The organism is Psychrobium sp. nBUS_13, from assembly GCF_051201665.1.
Taxonomy (GTDB): domain Bacteria; phylum Pseudomonadota; class Gammaproteobacteria; order Enterobacterales; family Psychrobiaceae; genus Psychrobium.
Map to the genome: position 1 here is coordinate 3,343,374 of NZ_CP179210.1, position 17,203 is coordinate 3,360,576.

Genomic DNA, 17,203 nt, shown 5'->3' on the forward strand with positions numbered 1-17,203 from the left:
CCTAGTCCTTCTCTACTTGTTCAGGTTTGTATTGGCGAATAGCCCAAATAATCAAACCAATAACAAAGAACGAACTAAATGGCAGGATCAGTAAGCCATTACCTTGATACCAACCACCGTTTTGTACCAGTGGTAAAATTTCGATATCAAATAATGTGCCCTTACTAAATAGTTCACGGAAGAAAGCAACAGCCATCAACATCGCGCCGTAACCAATACCGTTACCGATACCGTCTAGGAAACTCATTAATGGTGGCTCTTTCATCGCGTAGGCTTCTGCACGGCCCATCACGATACAGTTAGTAATGATCAGTGCGATATATACCGACAACTCTTTAGACATTTCATAAGCAAATGCCTTAAGGATTTGATCTACTACGATAACCAACGATGCAATAACAGCCATTTGCACGATAATACGTACGGCATTAGGGATCTGGTTACGGATCATCGAGATGAATAAGTTAGAAAAAGCACAAACCAAGGTTACCGCAATGGTCATAATTAATGCTTTTTGCATTGAGCCTGTAACAGCCAGTGCAGAACAAATACCCAGAACCTGAAGGCCAATTGGGTTATTGTCTAAAATCGGCCCCCACAGGGCTTTTTTCATTGCTTGAGAATCAGCCATGATTATAAGCCTCCGTTACGGTACTTGTTGATGAATGGGCCAAAGCCTTCTTCACCAAGCCAGAAAGTAAAGGTATTTTCTACGCCATTTGCTGTTAACGTTGCGCCAGAAAGGCCGTCAACACCATGGATATCGCCAGCTTTAGCGCCGCCTTTAACCACTTTAATCGCGATTTCACCATTATCGTTAAACAGCTTCTTGCCAACCCATTTTTCTTTCCAAACTGGGTTTTCAATTTCACCACCTAGACCCGGTGTTTCACCTTGATCGTAGTAAATAACAGACTTAACGGTGTTCAAATCAGTAGACATACCAACGAATGCGTACATCATCGACCATAAACCACTACCGCGCATTTCTAGTACCACTGTCTCAGTTTTACCTGAGTCACCTTTAACTAAATAAACAACAGTTTGGTTAGCACGGCGGTTGATCTTAGCAGTGTCATTGCTTGGCTTGATGCTCTTGCTAGAATCTAGCGCAGCTAAACGTTGGTCATAAGCTTCAGCATCACCTTCAACGAACTCGCCAGTGGCTAAATCAAGTAATTTAGCTTCAACAAATTTGCCATAAGTAGCAGGAATATCTGCACCAGCAGACTTCAATAAACCTGAGGCTTCTAAAATCTTAGTTTGCTTATACAGCAATTTATTTTTAGTTTGCAGTGGCTTTAAGCCAACCGCTGCACCAGCAACGATTATCGAACAAACAAGACAGGTAATTAATACAAAGATTAACGTTCTGCCAAATGAGTCTTTATTACCCATGACGAGCAGCCCTCCGCTTGATATTCGATTGCACAACAAAGTAATCGAATAAAGGTGCAAACAAGTTGGCAAACAAGATAGCTAACATCATACCTTCAGGGAAAGCAGGGTTAACTACACGGATAAGCACAACCATAATACCGATAAGAGCACCGAATGCCCAACGACCTGTATTAGTAAATGATGCAGAAACTGGGTCAGTTGCCATGAAGATCATACCAAAGGCAAATCCACCAGTCACTAGATGCCATTTCCAATCCATTGCAAACATACCGTTAGTTTCACTACCGATAGCGTTAAACAATAAACTGGTTGCTACCATGCCAAAGAACACACCTAAAATGATGCGCCAAGAAGCAATACGTTGGTAAACAATAAATGCACCACCGATTAAAATAGCTAACGTAGAGACTTCACCCATTGAACCTTGCATTTTACCTAGGAAAGCATCCATCCAAGTCATAGACTCTTGTAATACTTCCATGCTGCCATTTGCTACAACACTTAGTGCCGTTGCACCAGAGAAGCCATCGATAGCAGTCCACACGGTGTCACCCGAAATGTCAGGTGCATAAGCAAAGAATAGGAATGCACGACCAGCTAGCGCAGGGTTAAGGAAGTTTTTACCTGTACCACCGAATACTTCTTTAGCGATTACAACACCAAAAGTAATACCGATAGCTACCTGCCACAATGGAATTGTCGCTGGTAAGATTAAGGCAAATAACACTGAAGTAACAAAGAAACCTTCGTTAATTTCGTGACCGCGAACCATGGCAAACAAGACTTCCCAGAATCCACCAACAGCAAACGCTGTTAGATAAATTGGTAAGAAGAACAATGCACCATATAACATCAGCGTACCAGCGCCAGCGCTTGCACCTAACTCACCACCTAACATAGTGAATAACTGTTGTTGCCACGCATCGCCCATTGCCATGCCAGCAATTACTGCGTCATTAGCTTGTAGACCGATGTTGTACATACCCCAGAACATAGCAGGGAATGTCGCCATCCATACCATAATCATGATACGTTTTAGTTCAACACCATCACGAACGTGAGTTTTACCCTTATTCACAAAACCCGGTGTGTAGAAGATAGTTGCCGCAGCTTCATAAAGCGCATACCACTTCTCGTGTTTTCCGCCTTTTTCAAAGTGCGGCTCGATACTCTCGAGATAATTTTTTAAGCCCATCTGCTTAACCTTCCTTCTCAATGGTCGTTAGTCGATCACGTAAGATCTGACCAAAGTCATACTTACCTGGACATACGAAGGTACATAGTGCTAAATCTTCTTCGTCTAGCTCTAAACAACCTAATGATTGAGCACCATCATTGTCACCCGCACATAAATCACGTAATAACATTGTTGGTAAAATATCTAACGGCATAACACGCTCATAACTGCCAATTGGCACCATTGCACGATCACTACCATTAGTAGTTGTAGTAAGGTTAAGTAAACGCTTAGGTGATAAATGCGAGATATAAGAACGCGTTACGGAAACAACGTTTTTACCTGCTTTCATCCAACCCATAAATTCTTTTTCGCGCCCTTCTTCAAGCACACTAACTTGGTTAGCGTAACGGCCAATAAAAGCCACTTTGCCTGCCGCTGTCGCGCCTTGCAGTACAGAACCAGAAATAATACGTTGGTCACCATCATTTAGTTCACCAGCGGTTAAATCGCTTGTGCTCGCACCTAACAGGGTACGCACTAGACGTGGATTCTTTACACCAGGACCGGCCAAAGACACAACGCGCTTGGTCGATAATTCACCAGTGGTGAATAATTTACCGTAAGCGATAACATCTTGATAACCTAACGTCCAAACGGTGCGGTTAGCATCTACTGGGTGTAAGTGGTGAATATGAGTTCCCACTAAACCTGCCGGATGAATACCCGCAAATTCGTGTTGCTCAACACTACTTACATTCGTGTTTGGAATATCAACGCCTGCTTTTTTACCAACGAAAACTTTACCGCTAGTTAAACGTGATAACACGGTTAAACCATTGATAAAATCTTGAGATTGTTCGTTGATAATAATGCTAGGGTCGCCCGCTAATGGATTAGTATCCATCGCTGAAACGAAGATAGCTGAAGGCTCGGAATCAATCGCAGGTACTTTTGAATAAGGACGAGTACGTAAACCTGTCCATAGTCCTGATTTAACAAGATTATCAACAACAGCAGCACGATCTAGCTGAGCTAGTTCAGTTGCCTGGAAACTTGCGAAAGTTTCTTGTTCATCACCTTGAACATCGATGACTAAAGACAAAAATGCTCTTTTTTCACCACGATTGATTTGAGATACGACACCACTAGCTGAAGCAGTAAATAAAACGCCAGGATTTTTCTTATCTTCGAAAATTACCTGACCTTTCTTGACAGTGTCTCCTACACGAACTTTCATTGTAGGACGCATGCCAAAGAACTCTTCACCCAATGTCGCAACTTGTTTGATGGACGAACCATCATGGATTACTTGCTGGGGTAATCCTGCAATAGGAAGGTCCAGACCTTTTTTTATTGTAATCATATTCACTTGCACTGGTTAACGGAAAGAATTAGCCGTTAGGCTCGACAGTTGCTTGCTATTTTTAAGTGTACTAGATGCGTTTAAAACCGTTCCTAACAGGCAAAAGTTTCAAGCGTAAACTAATACAATAGCGCTCAAATTTTTAGGATACTATTTATTAAATTCGCACAAAAAACATGCAGCATTAAAAATACTACCCTAACTGGGGCGCAATTCTAGCATCAATAGCAAATATTCTGAATATGTAAATGAATGTTTTCGCCCTAGACTTTAGTTATTTTTGTTATATAACACTCAAATAACGATACTACATCTAAGAGTTATTCAACGAGAATGAGGCATATAGAGGTGGTTGAGGGTTAACGAATAAAAATAAAAAACGCGCTATTTGGAACCAAAGCGCGTTTAAAACAAAGATTGTTTTGAATAAATGTTAGAACTGATATTGATACGTCAAACTAGCAACTCTATTGCGTGCAATTAAACTTCCACTGAACATAGAATGCTCTACATATTCTTCATCTAACGCATTTTCAACGGCTAGTGAAATTCGTTGACTATCCGACAATTGGTAGCTCGCCGTAAAATCAACAACAGTCACAGCGCCATGACTATTAGCGTTAGTTAACTCCGCTTGGCCAGGCGAAACACGTAATTCACTTCTATATTGCACTCGAGCTCCAATATAGAGCTGTTCAAGTTTTACACCAAATTTTGCTGATAACTGCTGTTTAGGTAAATAGGTTAACTCGTCATTGGCGCTAAGTCCTAAGTTAAGTTGCTGCGCCTGCTGCGTGTATAGGCCATCGCGATAGCTATAATTAAATGACATTGGTAATTCAAAGTCATCAAACTGAGCTGAGTAACCGCCAGATAACTCGAGTGCTGATACTTCGATATCAGTGCTGTCTTGAGTCATCGCAGCACATTCCTTAGAAACAGCGCATCGTGTCAATGCATTATCAAACTCACGATAATATCCCTTCAACGATAAATATCCTGCTGTAGTTCGATAGGATAGTCCAATAACCGCTTGATTATTTAATTTTGCCAGTTGTGGGGAGTAAACAGAGATATCCCCACTAACACCTTGTCTCGCGCCAATAAAGCCATACACAGCACTTGAAAATTGATAGCCTAATTTCAAGTTAAATAACGTATGCTTATCATCCTCTCGTCCAAAAGTACTTTCATCAACATCAAGTATAAAATCATCAAATTTAACCCAACGTACACCAGCATTTACGTCCCACCGTCCACTACGCCAAGTGTCGGTCAAATAAAATGTATTAATACGTGCTTCAAATTCGCTATTTTCAACATCATCTGTAGAGCTTTGTTTCGTCAACAACAGATCTGGGCTAAGTAAATAGTTATCAACAAGCACAGCCTGTTCTAATTCTTCATTTTGATAAGAAAAGCCAAGATTCAGTTGGTGCGCGCCTCTTTGTTGCTCCATGTCCATCTTAAAGCCAGAAGAGACAAAACTAGATTCGACCAAACTTTTGTTTATTAATTGGTTACCTACTGGATTATCTTCGTAAATAGAGAGAACAGGCGCTACAAAATTAATGCCGAAATCGCCTATTCCGTCAGTTTGATAATTCTTAATATCACCGCGACGGTAATAAACATCAGTCGTGATTTTTTCACCTGCCAATAAGGATGTTTGATGACGAATTCCTAACAGTAAATCATCGCCACTTGTATAATCACCACGTGTTGCACTATATCGATATCTCGGACGCTCATTAACATCGTCACCACTAATTCCAATGTAAGATTCGTCATTTTGGTAATCTTTATAGTGAAGCATTAACTGTGTTATTTGGTTATTCTTTCCGTTATTAACCCGACTTATTTCATGCATTTTGAGTAAAACCTCATTGGCATCAAACTCACCTTTATCACCGTTACTAAATTGACGATGAGAGTCTTGCATACGCTTGTTTACATACAAACGATGTCCAAAGTTTGCTTTCTCACTTCCATGATCTAATACCAATCCTCGTTGGTTTAACGAACCTAAAGTTAAGGCCAAATTTGCACTATCGGCAATTTGGGGGCCATTTCCAACAATACTCGCGACAGTCGACGACGGTAACGCCATATAATCTAATGACTGAACATTATGTTCACCGCTAAATAGAACTGGCGTAATATTTTTTCGACCGCTTAAATAATAAGGTAGTGCATTCCAATTAAGGTTGTCGCTGATTAAAGACACATCATGAGTTAACAGGTCACTATGGTGAGATATTAAAGGATTTGGATCATTAGGCATTCTGTGTATTGCAAAAATACCGGGAAGCTGATTTAGAACTCTCGCAATATCACTATATAACAATGGTTCAACGGCTTGTTTGGTCGTTTTCTTTATTTTTTGTTTCTTATTTTTTATCAACGAAATTGGTTTTTTAATCAATGAAATTGTTTTCGGCTCTTCCTGCGCAATCGCACTGCCAACAAAGCTCATGCCGACAGCCATAGCGACCAGTGTTTTTCTAGCGTGAAAAAAAGAGTCATTCATTGTTGTCATACTTTAATTACCTTCCCTTTAAATAGGCATTCATGATGCCTAGTAATGCATGTTCCTCTGACAATTAAATACCTTTAATTTCTTTGGTTTCAAACATTTTAAACGCTTAACAATACAAGAGCGTGTCAATTTAGTTCTATCTTCCCAACACTAACAACATTTTCATTAAAATTCGACCTTTGACGATAAATAGCCATAACAAAAGTTTCACATAGTGTGCCTAAAGTTCACAGTTTTCAAAGTAAACCAATCTTATTTACCGCATAAGTAAATAAATACTGAAGCAACAGCACTTTTTTGCGACAATGTGAAAAATTTTTAAGGCATCCCAATATGATGAACACTATTCTAAATATAAATTCTCAAGAATTACTACTAAATCGATTCCCTAAATCCAATGATAAAAATCTCCAAGCTTGGGATTCTGCGGATGAGTATGTCTTACAACACATTGCAGAGCTTAACTTAGACTCTGCCAATATACTGATTATTAATGATACTTTTGGTACCTTAGCGTGTGCATTAAATGCATATACACTTCATTGGCAATCTGACTCTCACATAGCAAAATGTGCCGTTGAACAAAATCTTGAAGACAATCAATTAACACCTAACATTACGTTTCTTGATAGCCTTACATTGCCTGCGACAGCGCCTGATATTGTGCTAATTAAATTACCAAAAAGTAATGCAATGCTTGAGCAACAGCTTCATCAGATTAACCAAGTGATGACACCAAATACGCAAGTGATTGGATTGGCCAAAGCAAAAGATGTTCACACTTCAGGTTTGAAATTGTTTCAAAAGTATATTGGTGAAACAACAACATCATTGGCTAAAAAGAAGTCTCGTCTAATTTTTGCTAAACCAACAGTCAGTAAATTTGATGATAATGCGGAAAAGCTTGTAAGTTGGCCTCTTGAAGGAACAGAAGTCACCATTTCAAATCATGCTGGTGTATTTGCCAATACCCAACTCGATATCGGTGCACGCTTAATGCTAGAGAATATTCCTAACAATCTAGATGATGGATACGCCATTGATTTGGGCTGTGGCAACGGTGTTTTAGGCTTAATGGTGGCACATGAAAATCCTCAAGTGACAGTACGCTTTACTGATGAGTCTTACATGGCTGTAGCAAGTGCTCGACTTAACTGCGAAAACGCATTTGATGATCAGGATCGCTTTGAATTTGATTGGCATGACTGTTTAAGCAACTACGACTATGACCAAGCTGACTTGATTATTTGTAATCCTCCATTTCACCAGCTAAAAACAGTGACCGATCATATCGCATGGCAAATGTTTAATGATGCATTTCGAACGTTGAAACACGGTGGAAAACTTCGTATTGTTGGTAATCGTCATTTAGGTTATCACATCAAGTTACAACGAATTTTTGACAACTGCACCACGATTGCGTCAAATAGCAAATTTGTCATTCTAGAAGCAACGAAACCATAGGTCTACCATGAGAAAACTACTCTTTGTTGGTGCGTTATTGACGATGATTGCTGGCTGTAGTAACGCACCAAGCCATTTTATCATCAACACGGCGCCTGCGATAAGTTCTAACAGTCCAGTCGTAAAGAACATTGCTATCAACGTTGTTGATCCCCGTTCGCGTCAAGCTATTTTACGGTTAACTGACGCCGGAAAACATTCCTACCTATCGTCTAATATTCCGACGGCAGAACTTGTCAAACAAGGCTTTGGTGATCATATCCGCCAGCAACTTGCTATTGGTACAAATCCAAATAGCAGCTCAGCACTATCTATAACAATAGATAAAATGGCGCTAAAGTTAGATCAAAGCGTCGTTAGTTACGAAACGCAAAGCTTAATTGTATTTAATATTGCAATTAATAACGGAACTAAAATACTTAATAAAACATTTAAACGCCAAGGCACAAGCAAAGGTCCTTTAAAAGCCGATATAGCGGTACTCGAACGCGAATTCAGTGCACTGTTAGTACAAATATACAATGATATAAGTAACGATTCGCAAGTTAGATCATACTTAGCAATGTAGGGAGTTTGATAATGAATCTGAGATTGCTCTTTATTACGTTACTATTATCCGTGTCTCTTGGCCTACCGCTAGTTGCCAAAGAGTTAAAAACAACAACAGATGCGATTGATCTGCGCCAACAGTATCGTGGTAGTGACATCCAACCAGATAATGGATTTCCACAAGTAAAATTAATCACGAGTATGGGCGATATTGTTGTTGAATTAAATCGAGAGCGAGCGCCAGTTACCGTCAATAATTTTTTATGGCTAACCAAAAATAAAGAATTCGACAATACTATTTTTCACCGCATAGTGAAAAACTTCGTTGTTCAAGGCGGTGGCGTACTACCAAGTATGGTTCAAAAACCTGATGACTATCTTATAGTTAACGAATCGGGTAATGGATTAACCAATGATTACGGTACCATAGCAATGGCTCGTGAAACTGAAGCGCATTCTGCATCTCGACAGTTTTATTTCAATTTAAAACCTGACGGAAACAACAATTTAAATCCCAACTCTCGCAGATGGGGCTATACTGTTTTTGGAGAGGTAATAAATGGAATTGAAGTGTTAGAGAAGATGAATCAGGTTTATGTTGGCTCTGATTCTAAAAAAGGTTGGGACAATGTTCCTCTTACAAAAATATATTTAAAGAGTGCAACGATAATCGCGCAGTAATGTCGATGAGTCAGCGAGGAAGATTTATCGCGCAAGCAGCCAAGGGAGAGAATAATTGAGTATATATATTTTGACACCCGAACTGTTTATAAAACAAAAAGCACAACAACTAGCCTACGTCGTCAATCAATTGATGGAACGAGCAATCCCATTCTCAGAAGTGCATATTATTGTTTGGGATATATTAGAAGAATGGAATAGGCTCGATAAAGATGACACTGACACGTTAAGTGATTTTGAACGCGTTTTTTGGCATCTGTTTTATACAATACAGTTTGAATCCGAAGGTGATTTAGCAAATAATAAACATCTACGTTTATCAATTAGTAAATGCTGTCAATACCTTAAGCAGCCAGAATTATCGCCTCCACAAGGTTGTGTTGGCGTGAGACCTTAAAAAGTATTGAGCAATAAAAAAACGCGATCATCAATGATAATCGCGTTTTTTATTGCCTGTCAGAGCTATTTAATACCAATTGCATTAAATATTTGCCCACTTGTACTTGTTAAAATTAACTAAAATGGCGTTGCTCTCAATCCTAATAGCCAGCTATTAGTCAATCGAGCGCCTTGTTTTAGCTGATTTTCTCTACGCACAACAAGATCACTTACTTAATGCAATTGGTATAACTTGTATGGTTTTTAAGTCCAATAGTTTATTTGTTTATGCTGACTTTTCTAATTCTTTGTCATGCCACGGTGCAACTTTCAGTAACATTAACATGCCTGGAATTGCCAAACCAACACATAAAAAGTAGAAGCCAGTCCAGCCAATTTGCTCAACAATAAGACCAGTTGAAGCATTAGCAAAGGTTCTAGGTAAGGCAGTTAACGCACTAAATAAGGCAAACTGCGTTGCTGCAAATGTCGGGTTGGTTTGCTTAGCCATAAAAGCGACAAATGCAGCGGTGCCCAAACCCACACCGAGATATTCAAACCCCATCGCAAATGCCAATGCATAAACGTTGTTTCCAATTTCGGCAAGAGCGGCAAACCCAAGAATACTAATGATTTGAACAAACCCAAATAACCATAAGGCACGACTGATACTTAATTTAAGCATCACTATGCCGCCAACAGCTAATCCAACCATCATGGCAATCAAGCCAGCACTTTTTGCGACAACGCCAATTTCAGTTTTAGTGAATCCCATGTCAATAAAAAATGGGGTTTGTAGCGCAGTAGCCATGCTATCGCCCAGTTTATAAAGCACTAGAAATAGCAAAATAAACAACGCACTCTTCAAGCCTTCGCGATTAATAAAATCTTTAAAAGGCAGGACAACTGCATCTTTAATACTTTTAGGCGCATTGTGTTCAATATGAGCTTCCTTGATACACAAGGTGACACCAACACCAATGAACATAAATGCTGCGACAATGATAAAGACAGTATTCCACGGCATATGATCGGCAAGAATAAACGCTAGAGAACCAGGTATTAGACCTGACACACGATAGGCTTGTACATTGAGTGAGTTACCAAGACCTAATTCTTGATCTGACAAAAGCTCCCGTCGATAGGCATCGATAACAATATCTTGGCTAGCGCTAAAAAACGCCACCGCTGCCGCTAGATAAGCCACAGACCATATATTCATGGTTGGATCGATAAATCCAAATGCAGCAATGGACACTAATAACGTAATTTGTGTGACTAACATCCAGCCACGTCGCCGCCCTAGAAATGGAAAACTAAACCGATCAAGCGCTGGTGACCAAACGAACTTCCACACATAAGGAATGCCAATCAATGAAAATAAACCGATTTCTGTGAGGCTAACACCTTCGTCACGCAACCACCCTGGTACTAGCTGATATAAAACAAACAGCGGTAAACCAGAACTAAATCCAGTAAAAATACAAATGAGCATGCGGCGATTAAATATCGCCTCTTTCATCGACAACTTGGTCATTAATGGCCTTGAATCTAGTCTCTAAAGTTTTCGAATTGGAACGGTTGCTCTGCATCACTTTGACGTATTAATGCCATAACCGCTTGCAAATCATCACGCTTCTTACCGGTGACTCTTAGTTTTTCACCTTGAATAGCCACTTGCACTTTAATCTTAGAGGCTTTGATTTCTTTCACTAGCTTCTTCGCCACTAGTGATTCAATACCCTCTTTAAACTTCACATTACTCGAAAATGTCTTGCCTGTATGTGTCGGTTTTTCATCGACTTCCATCGCTAGGGTATCAACATTGCGACGTACAAGGTTTGCCCTAAAAATATCAAGCATTTGATTAATTTGAAAATCATCTTCGGCTTTTAATACGGCAACTTCACCATTTAATTCAAAGCTTGCTTCTTTACCACGAAAATCAAAACGGGTTGCTAATTCTCTATTTGAATTATCAACGGCATTTCTTACTTCGGTAATTTCTATTTCTGATACGACATCAAATGATGGCATGGACTGCTCCAACAATTGTTAACAATTAATCACGAGATATTAGCAGTTTTAACCTGAATAAACAGTGGCTAAATTTACTATAAAACTAATTGTTATCAATTACCTTGTGATAAAGTAGTGTTAGCTCAAATTTTACTTATACCAATTGCATTAAGTAAGTGATCTTGTTGTGCGTAGAGAAAATCAGCTAAAACAAGGCGCTCGATTGACTAATAGCTGGCTATTAGGATTGAGAGCAACGCCATTTTAGTTAATTTTAACAAGTACAAGTGGGCAAATATTTAATGCAATTGGTATTAAAGAACAAAGGAAACAACTTGGCGTCATTTATCTCAACCCTATGGCACAGTCGTGCATTTTCACTATCGATTCTCACTATCTCGATATTAGTCTTCTCATATTTATTTTTTAGCCAACAGAGCTTGCCGCACAATATTCCAAATTCAGATAAATACGGTCACATCATCGTTTTTTTCTGTCTTAGTGTATTGATGTACAAATGCTTTAACATTTCGCGTATTTGGCAGGTTTTGATATTAGTTTCTTACGGTATCGCTGTAGAATGTGTTCAATATTTCATTCCTTATCGCTCAGGTGGTCTTGATGATGTAGCCGCTGACACACTGGGTGTTGCTTTATTTTATCTACTTACCTTAAGCCCCAAATTTAAAGCTATATTTAACCAAAAGACACATGATTAGTCCTTTAATACAAGATAAACATGTTGTAAAGCATATCGCCATCCTAGGTCATGGCGCTATCGGATTATTATGGGCTCATTCGTTAGTTGCTTTAGGCCATCGAGTGACGCTGCTAAGCCACCGTCTTATTCTGCCACCAAGCAAACAGCAATTTGTTACTCGTGATGGTAAGGAACTAATTAATCATCTAATTTTTAGCCATAACTTTCCTGAATCTGTTGATCTCGTTCTAGTAACGACCAAGGCTTATCAAGTTCAATCTGCCCTATTACCTCATTTACATAAAATTTCTGTTCCTATTATGCTACTACATAACGGCATGGGGGCAATTGATACCCTAGCCATTGATAGTCAACATCAAGTTATATTGGCCACGACGACACACGGCGCGTTAAAAAACCACAATACATTGACTCATACAGGAGTAGGTAACACCATCATCGGAAATTACCAGAACACTGAAGAAGGACTTCTGGAAGAATGGCAACAGTTATTAAACAATGCATTACCAAGTGTTGAAACGCATTCAAACATTCGACAACCTCTGTTGTTAAAGCTAGCTATCAATTGCGTTATTAATCCATTAACCGCAATCCATCAGTGTAAAAATGGCGAATTGCTCAACAGTGATTTTCAGCCTCAAATAGATAAACTAATCGCAGAATTACAGCAAGTTATTAGTAAACTCGATAATGATTGGCCCCATGATGAGATCTCATTAAAGAAGATGATTATGGCTGTTGCTAGAGCCACCGCTGATAACTATTCATCAATGGCACAAGATGTTAAATATCAGCGACGGACTGAAATTGATTTCATTAATGGCTATTTAATATCGAAAGGTCGTCAACTAGATATTAATTTAATAGAAAATAGTAAATTAATCGCCACATTAACCAAAAACCACTTAAGCCAATAAACTATCAAAAGTCGACACTATGAAGATAAAACGTATCGGGCGTATCGCAATGTATATCAGTTTATGTATATTTTTATTAAGTATATATCTTTATTTTAGAGCGCCAATACGAAACCATTGATAACTATTTTTAAGAACAGCTAGGTATCTTCTCCAAGGCACCACTCATATCTACCAGCTCTAAATCTTCGGTGAATATAAAAAACTCTTCGTCTTTTTCAAGCTTTACATAAATATTAAGTTTTGAATCGTTGATTGAAAAGTTTTCATCGCGACATGCTGACTCAACTTTAAGCCCAAAACTTCCTGCACCGTCATCAGAATTTTCCCGATATTTTTTAACGGCTTGCTGCCCATTGTACATAGTCAACGCATCTTCTTTAGACAGTTGCAATATGGTCATGTTGTCCCCTTGTGCTACTTCCTTAGCCAGTTCAGGAGGTAATTGATAATTGGGACTTACTTGCACTAAAAATTGATGTTTAAAACTGTTTTTTGCATCTTTCGCCTTAAAGCCAAAATCAACAATAAGGTCTCCGGTGCGAACTTTCATTCCATGCGGCACTTTAACTGCCACTACTAATTCTCTCGGATCAAACTCAAGCGGGCTAAAGTTCATCATTTTGTACATAGTAGATAATGGAATGCTGGTACAGGCGGTAATAAAAAGTGTTGCTGCGACTAAGATAAGTCCTTTTAGGTTTTTCATCTAACTGTTCTCTCATTAAATATGGTGAAACGATACGACTCACAAAGAATAATATCGTTCCACATATTTAAGAGGAGTCATAAAAAACTAGTTTTAGCGGCGACGGTTTCCACCACTTCGATTACGATGTTTATTAGATCCTGATTGACGCTTACCACCCGCGCGCTCGTTGGCACGACGTTTTTTTGCAGACTTGCTATTTTTATTAACGCTGCTGGTTTTAGTTAAATCGGGCTCATAACCGGGGTACCAGGCTTGAGGAAGTTTCTCATCAACAATGCTTTCGATTTCGTCTAATAACCACTCTTCATCAATGCTCATTAATGATACGGCTAGCCCCGTATTACCCGCACGTCCCGTACGGCCAATGCGGTGAATATAATCTTCAGCAATATACGGTAACTCATAGTTGATGACGTAATTGAGTTGTTCAATATCGAGTCCTCGCGCTGCAACATCGGTTGCAACCAGGGCACGCGTTTTACCACTTTTAAACTCTTCTAATGCCTTATCCCTAGCCCCTTGAGATTTATCGCCGTGAATAGACTGAGTCTTAACGCCGTCTTTACACATCTCTTTAGCAAGTGCATCAGCACCTTGACGAGTACGAACAAAGATAAGCACCTGTTGCCAGTTTTTTGAGCCAATCATAAATGACGTTAATTCGCGCTTTCTGTCCTCGTCAACGTTATAAATAATCTGTTCAATTTGCGCGGCCGTTGTATTACGTTGAGCAACTTCAATAAGCTCAGGTTTATTTAAGAAGCGTTTCGACAAATCGATAATCGCATCATCAAAAGTCGCAGAAAATAACATGGTTTGACGAGAATCAGGCACGCGCTTAAGAATGCGTTTAATATCGATAATAAAGCCCATATCAAGCATGCGATCAGCTTCATCAAATACTAAATATTCGAGCGCATCTAAATCAAAAGTCCCTTTAAATAGTAAATCAAGTAATCGCCCCGGTGTTGCCACCAACACATCACAGCCATTTTTAAGCGCTGCAATTTGTGGGTTTAAACTTACCCCGCCGTAAGCCAGTTCAATGCTAAGCTCACTGCCTTTTGCGTAAGTTTCAAAGCTCTTACTAACTTGTTGAGCGAGCTCTCTCGCTGGAGTAAGCACTAACGCACGTACAGTGTTATCAAGTCGTTTACGCTGCGACAACTGCTCAATAATAGGTAATGCAAATGCCCCAGTTTTACCAGTACCCGTTTGCGCTCCAGCCATCACATCACGCCCTTCGAGAATTAAAGGGATTGCTTTTTCTTGGACTGGCGTTGGGGTTTGATAACCAAGGTCGCTGACAATGGTTTGAAGCTGTTGACTGAGGCCTAAATTATTGAAGGTCATCTTAATTTCTCGGAAATGTTAAAGTTGCTTGAAATGCTTAAGTTGGGGCTTACCACGTTTTTAGTTGCCTTAAACTCAAGACTTGCGATTCAAAAAATCATGGATGATTTTTTAGCTTTTTCCGCAAGGATGCGGATAAAAAGCGTGAATGTTAAGCAAGTCGCAAAGTTTAAGATAAGCAGCTAATGTACGGGTCGCCTTTCTTTTGGTTACTTTTCTTTGGCGAAGCAAAGAAAAGTAACTGGTGCGCATATGATAAACTCAACTAATTGACAACTCTCAATTGCGCATCAAAACTCAGGTTCAGCCAATTAATGGCGGATTGTTATCGACGATAAACCTTAATATTACTAAACCCTTGTTCAATTAAGAACAACGCCTGTAACTTACTCATCACACCGCGATCACAGTAGAATAAATATTGCTTTGACTGATCAAAATCGCCAAATTTAGTCGCCAATTTATAAAACGGTAAATGTTGAACTTCAACACCGTCAATTTCTAACGGGTTTTCGTCTTCTTCGTCAGGTGAACGCACGTCAAGGATGATATCGTTTACTCCAAACTCAGATACAGTTTCAACTTCGCTAACCACTTCTTTCGTTTCGTTAGCAATGTCGCGAATATCCATCATTACTGAATCTTCTAATGCTTTTTCAAGCACAGCGAAATCGAAGTTTGCTTCTTCAGCTTCAATTTTCGACATCACCGCTTTAACGGTTGGTTTCTGCGAGATAACGCCGCAATACTCAGGCATCACTTCTGCAAATGGTTTAGTACCAATCTTGTCAGCAATATTGATAATATCTTGCTTATCATAAGCGGTTAGCGGGCGTAAAATTAGCGTGTCGATACTCTTATCAATAACCCCAAGATTTGTCAGTGTTTGGCTTGATACTTGACCTAAAGATTCGCCGGTTACCAAGGCTTCAACTTTCATTTTCTTAGCAACTTGTTCAGCGGCGCGCATCATCATACGCTTTAAAATGACGCCCATTTGACTGTTTTCTACTTTTTCTAAAATCTCGCCAACAACACCTTCAAACGGCACTGTTACAAATTTTACTTTATGTGAGGCACTAAAGCGATCCCATAAATAATAAGACACCTGTTTAACACCGATTTCGTGTGCAGCACCACCAAGGTTAAAGAAACAGTAGTGGGTTCGAGCACCTTTTTTAATCATCATGTAGCTTGAAACGCCAGAATCAAAACCACCAGACATTAACGATAAAACATCTTCTTGTGCCGGTAATGGGAAACCGCCGATGCCTTCATAACGCGCAGCAATAACAAATAAATCATTATTGCGTACTTCCAGTTTAACTGTGTGCTCAGGTTTCTTAAGCTTAACGCCTAGCGATGGGTAATGTTGATTTAAACCACCACCAACATAACGTTCAACTTCATTTGATGTAAAATCATGATTGCCAGCGCGCTTAACGCGAACACAAAATGTTTTACCTTCAATAGAATCAGCAACTAAAGGCGCAACGGTTTCATATATAGAATGTACGTCTGTAAAGCTGTGTTGAGTCACTTGCAAAATATGCGCAATACCCGGAATACACTGCATGGCATCAACTAAGCGGGCAATGTTTTCATCGCTATCGTTGCTGGTATTAACATTTAATTTATCCCAGTCTAGTTGCACTGTGACTGTATCATCAAAACGGCGCAATACATTGCGTACGTTCGAGTTAAGTAGTTTACAAAAACGCTTACGAACTGATTTACTTTTGATAGTAATTTCAGGGTAAAACTTAAGGATAAATTTCATGAGTCATGCCACTTGCCGTTTATTTGGCGCGCATTATACATAAAGGGCGAGCATAGCAGAAGTTATAAGCTGTGAAATGTGATGATGTTCGTTAGATAATGCGCATAAAAAAGGGAAACGAAGCGCTTCCCTTTTTATTAGCCCCA

16 protein-coding genes are annotated in these 17,203 nt (G+C 39.4%); 6 read left to right on the forward strand and 10 right to left on the reverse strand.

Annotated elements, in window-relative coordinates:
- Position 1 precedes the first annotated feature (1 nt).
- From ACMAZF_RS15595 to ACMAZF_RS15615, 5 genes are all read right to left on the reverse strand, one after another.
- Positions 2–631 (reverse strand): NADH:ubiquinone reductase (Na(+)-transporting) subunit D, encoded by a 630-nt coding sequence (locus ACMAZF_RS15595; RefSeq protein WP_435274672.1) that lies wholly within the window; start codon positions 629–631, stop codon positions 2–4.
- A gap of 2 nt (positions 632–633) precedes the next feature.
- The gene (locus tag ACMAZF_RS15600; RefSeq protein WP_435274673.1) at positions 634–1,398 is read right to left on the reverse strand and encodes a Na(+)-translocating NADH-quinone reductase subunit C; all 765 of its coding nucleotides are present in this window, start codon (positions 1,396–1,398) and stop codon (positions 634–636) included.
- Positions 1,391–2,596: an NADH:ubiquinone reductase (Na(+)-transporting) subunit B gene (locus ACMAZF_RS15605; protein ID WP_435274674.1), complete on the reverse strand. Its 1,206-nt coding sequence runs from the start codon at positions 2,594–2,596 to the stop codon at positions 1,391–1,393. Before ACMAZF_RS15605 ends, ACMAZF_RS15600 begins: the two co-directional genes overlap by 8 nt.
- 4 nt (positions 2,597–2,600) lie before the next feature.
- Positions 2,601–3,944: a Na(+)-translocating NADH-quinone reductase subunit A gene (locus ACMAZF_RS15610; protein WP_435274675.1), complete on the reverse strand. Its 1,344-nt coding sequence runs from the start codon at positions 3,942–3,944 to the stop codon at positions 2,601–2,603.
- Between the two features lie 433 nt (positions 3,945–4,377).
- Positions 4,378–6,483, reverse strand: a complete 2,106-nt coding sequence (locus ACMAZF_RS15615; protein ID WP_435274676.1) for a TonB-dependent receptor domain-containing protein — start codon at positions 6,481–6,483, stop codon at positions 4,378–4,380.
- Positions 6,484–6,816: 333 nt separating this feature from the next.
- Here ACMAZF_RS15615 and ACMAZF_RS15620 point away from each other — a divergent pair, with 333 nt between their 5' ends.
- The 4 genes from ACMAZF_RS15620 to ACMAZF_RS15635 are packed head-to-tail and all read left to right on the forward strand — an operon-like array spanning position 6,817 to position 9,574.
- A complete protein-coding gene (locus tag ACMAZF_RS15620; protein ID WP_435274677.1) occupies positions 6,817–7,947 on the forward strand; it encodes a methyltransferase in 1,131 nt (376 codons plus the stop codon).
- Positions 7,948–7,954: 7 nt separating this feature from the next.
- The gene (locus ACMAZF_RS15625; protein WP_435274678.1) at positions 7,955–8,515 is read left to right on the forward strand and encodes a YajG family lipoprotein; all 561 of its coding nucleotides are present in this window, start codon (positions 7,955–7,957) and stop codon (positions 8,513–8,515) included.
- A gap of 17 nt (positions 8,516–8,532) precedes the next feature.
- A complete protein-coding gene (locus ACMAZF_RS15630; RefSeq protein ID WP_435277264.1) occupies positions 8,533–9,177 on the forward strand; it encodes a peptidylprolyl isomerase in 645 nt (214 codons plus the stop codon).
- A gap of 55 nt (positions 9,178–9,232) precedes the next feature.
- Positions 9,233–9,574 (forward strand): hypothetical protein, encoded by a 342-nt coding sequence (locus ACMAZF_RS15635; RefSeq protein WP_435274679.1) that lies wholly within the window; start codon positions 9,233–9,235, stop codon positions 9,572–9,574.
- A 267-nt stretch (positions 9,575–9,841) separates the two neighbouring features.
- Here the strand turns inward: ACMAZF_RS15635 and ACMAZF_RS15640 are convergent, their stop codons facing one another.
- Positions 9,842–11,092 carry an AmpG family muropeptide MFS transporter gene (locus tag ACMAZF_RS15640; RefSeq protein WP_435274680.1) on the reverse strand — a complete coding sequence of 417 codons (1,251 nt, stop codon included), beginning with the start codon at positions 11,090–11,092 and terminating at the stop codon, positions 9,842–9,844.
- 14 nt (positions 11,093–11,106) lie between these two features.
- A complete protein-coding gene (locus ACMAZF_RS15645; protein ID WP_435274681.1) occupies positions 11,107–11,592 on the reverse strand; it encodes a YajQ family cyclic di-GMP-binding protein in 486 nt (161 codons plus the stop codon).
- Positions 11,593–11,876: 284 nt separating this feature from the next.
- On the opposite strand from ACMAZF_RS15645, the gene ACMAZF_RS15650 reads away from it, so the two are divergent.
- Positions 11,877–12,293 (forward strand): VanZ family protein, encoded by a 417-nt coding sequence (locus ACMAZF_RS15650; RefSeq protein ID WP_435274682.1) that lies wholly within the window; start codon positions 11,877–11,879, stop codon positions 12,291–12,293.
- The gene (locus ACMAZF_RS15655) at positions 12,286–13,212 is read left to right on the forward strand and encodes a ketopantoate reductase family protein (RefSeq protein WP_435274683.1); all 927 of its coding nucleotides are present in this window, start codon (positions 12,286–12,288) and stop codon (positions 13,210–13,212) included. The genes ACMAZF_RS15650 and ACMAZF_RS15655 overlap by 8 nt, the downstream gene beginning before the upstream one ends.
- Before the next feature lie 130 nt (positions 13,213–13,342).
- On the opposite strand, the gene ACMAZF_RS15660 is transcribed toward ACMAZF_RS15655, so the two are convergent.
- The 3 genes from ACMAZF_RS15660 to thiI form a co-directional block, all read right to left on the reverse strand.
- Complete coding sequence (locus tag ACMAZF_RS15660; RefSeq protein ID WP_435274684.1) at positions 13,343–13,921, reverse strand: hypothetical protein; 579 nt, start codon at positions 13,919–13,921, stop codon at positions 13,343–13,345.
- 93 nt (positions 13,922–14,014) lie between these two features.
- The gene (locus ACMAZF_RS15665) at positions 14,015–15,277 is read right to left on the reverse strand and encodes a DEAD/DEAH box helicase (protein ID WP_435274685.1); all 1,263 of its coding nucleotides are present in this window, start codon (positions 15,275–15,277) and stop codon (positions 14,015–14,017) included.
- Positions 15,278–15,602: 325 nt separating this feature from the next.
- Positions 15,603–17,057 (reverse strand): tRNA uracil 4-sulfurtransferase ThiI, encoded by a 1,455-nt coding sequence (thiI, locus tag ACMAZF_RS15670; protein WP_435274686.1) that lies wholly within the window; start codon positions 17,055–17,057, stop codon positions 15,603–15,605.
- Positions 17,058–17,203: the final 146 nt, after the last annotated feature.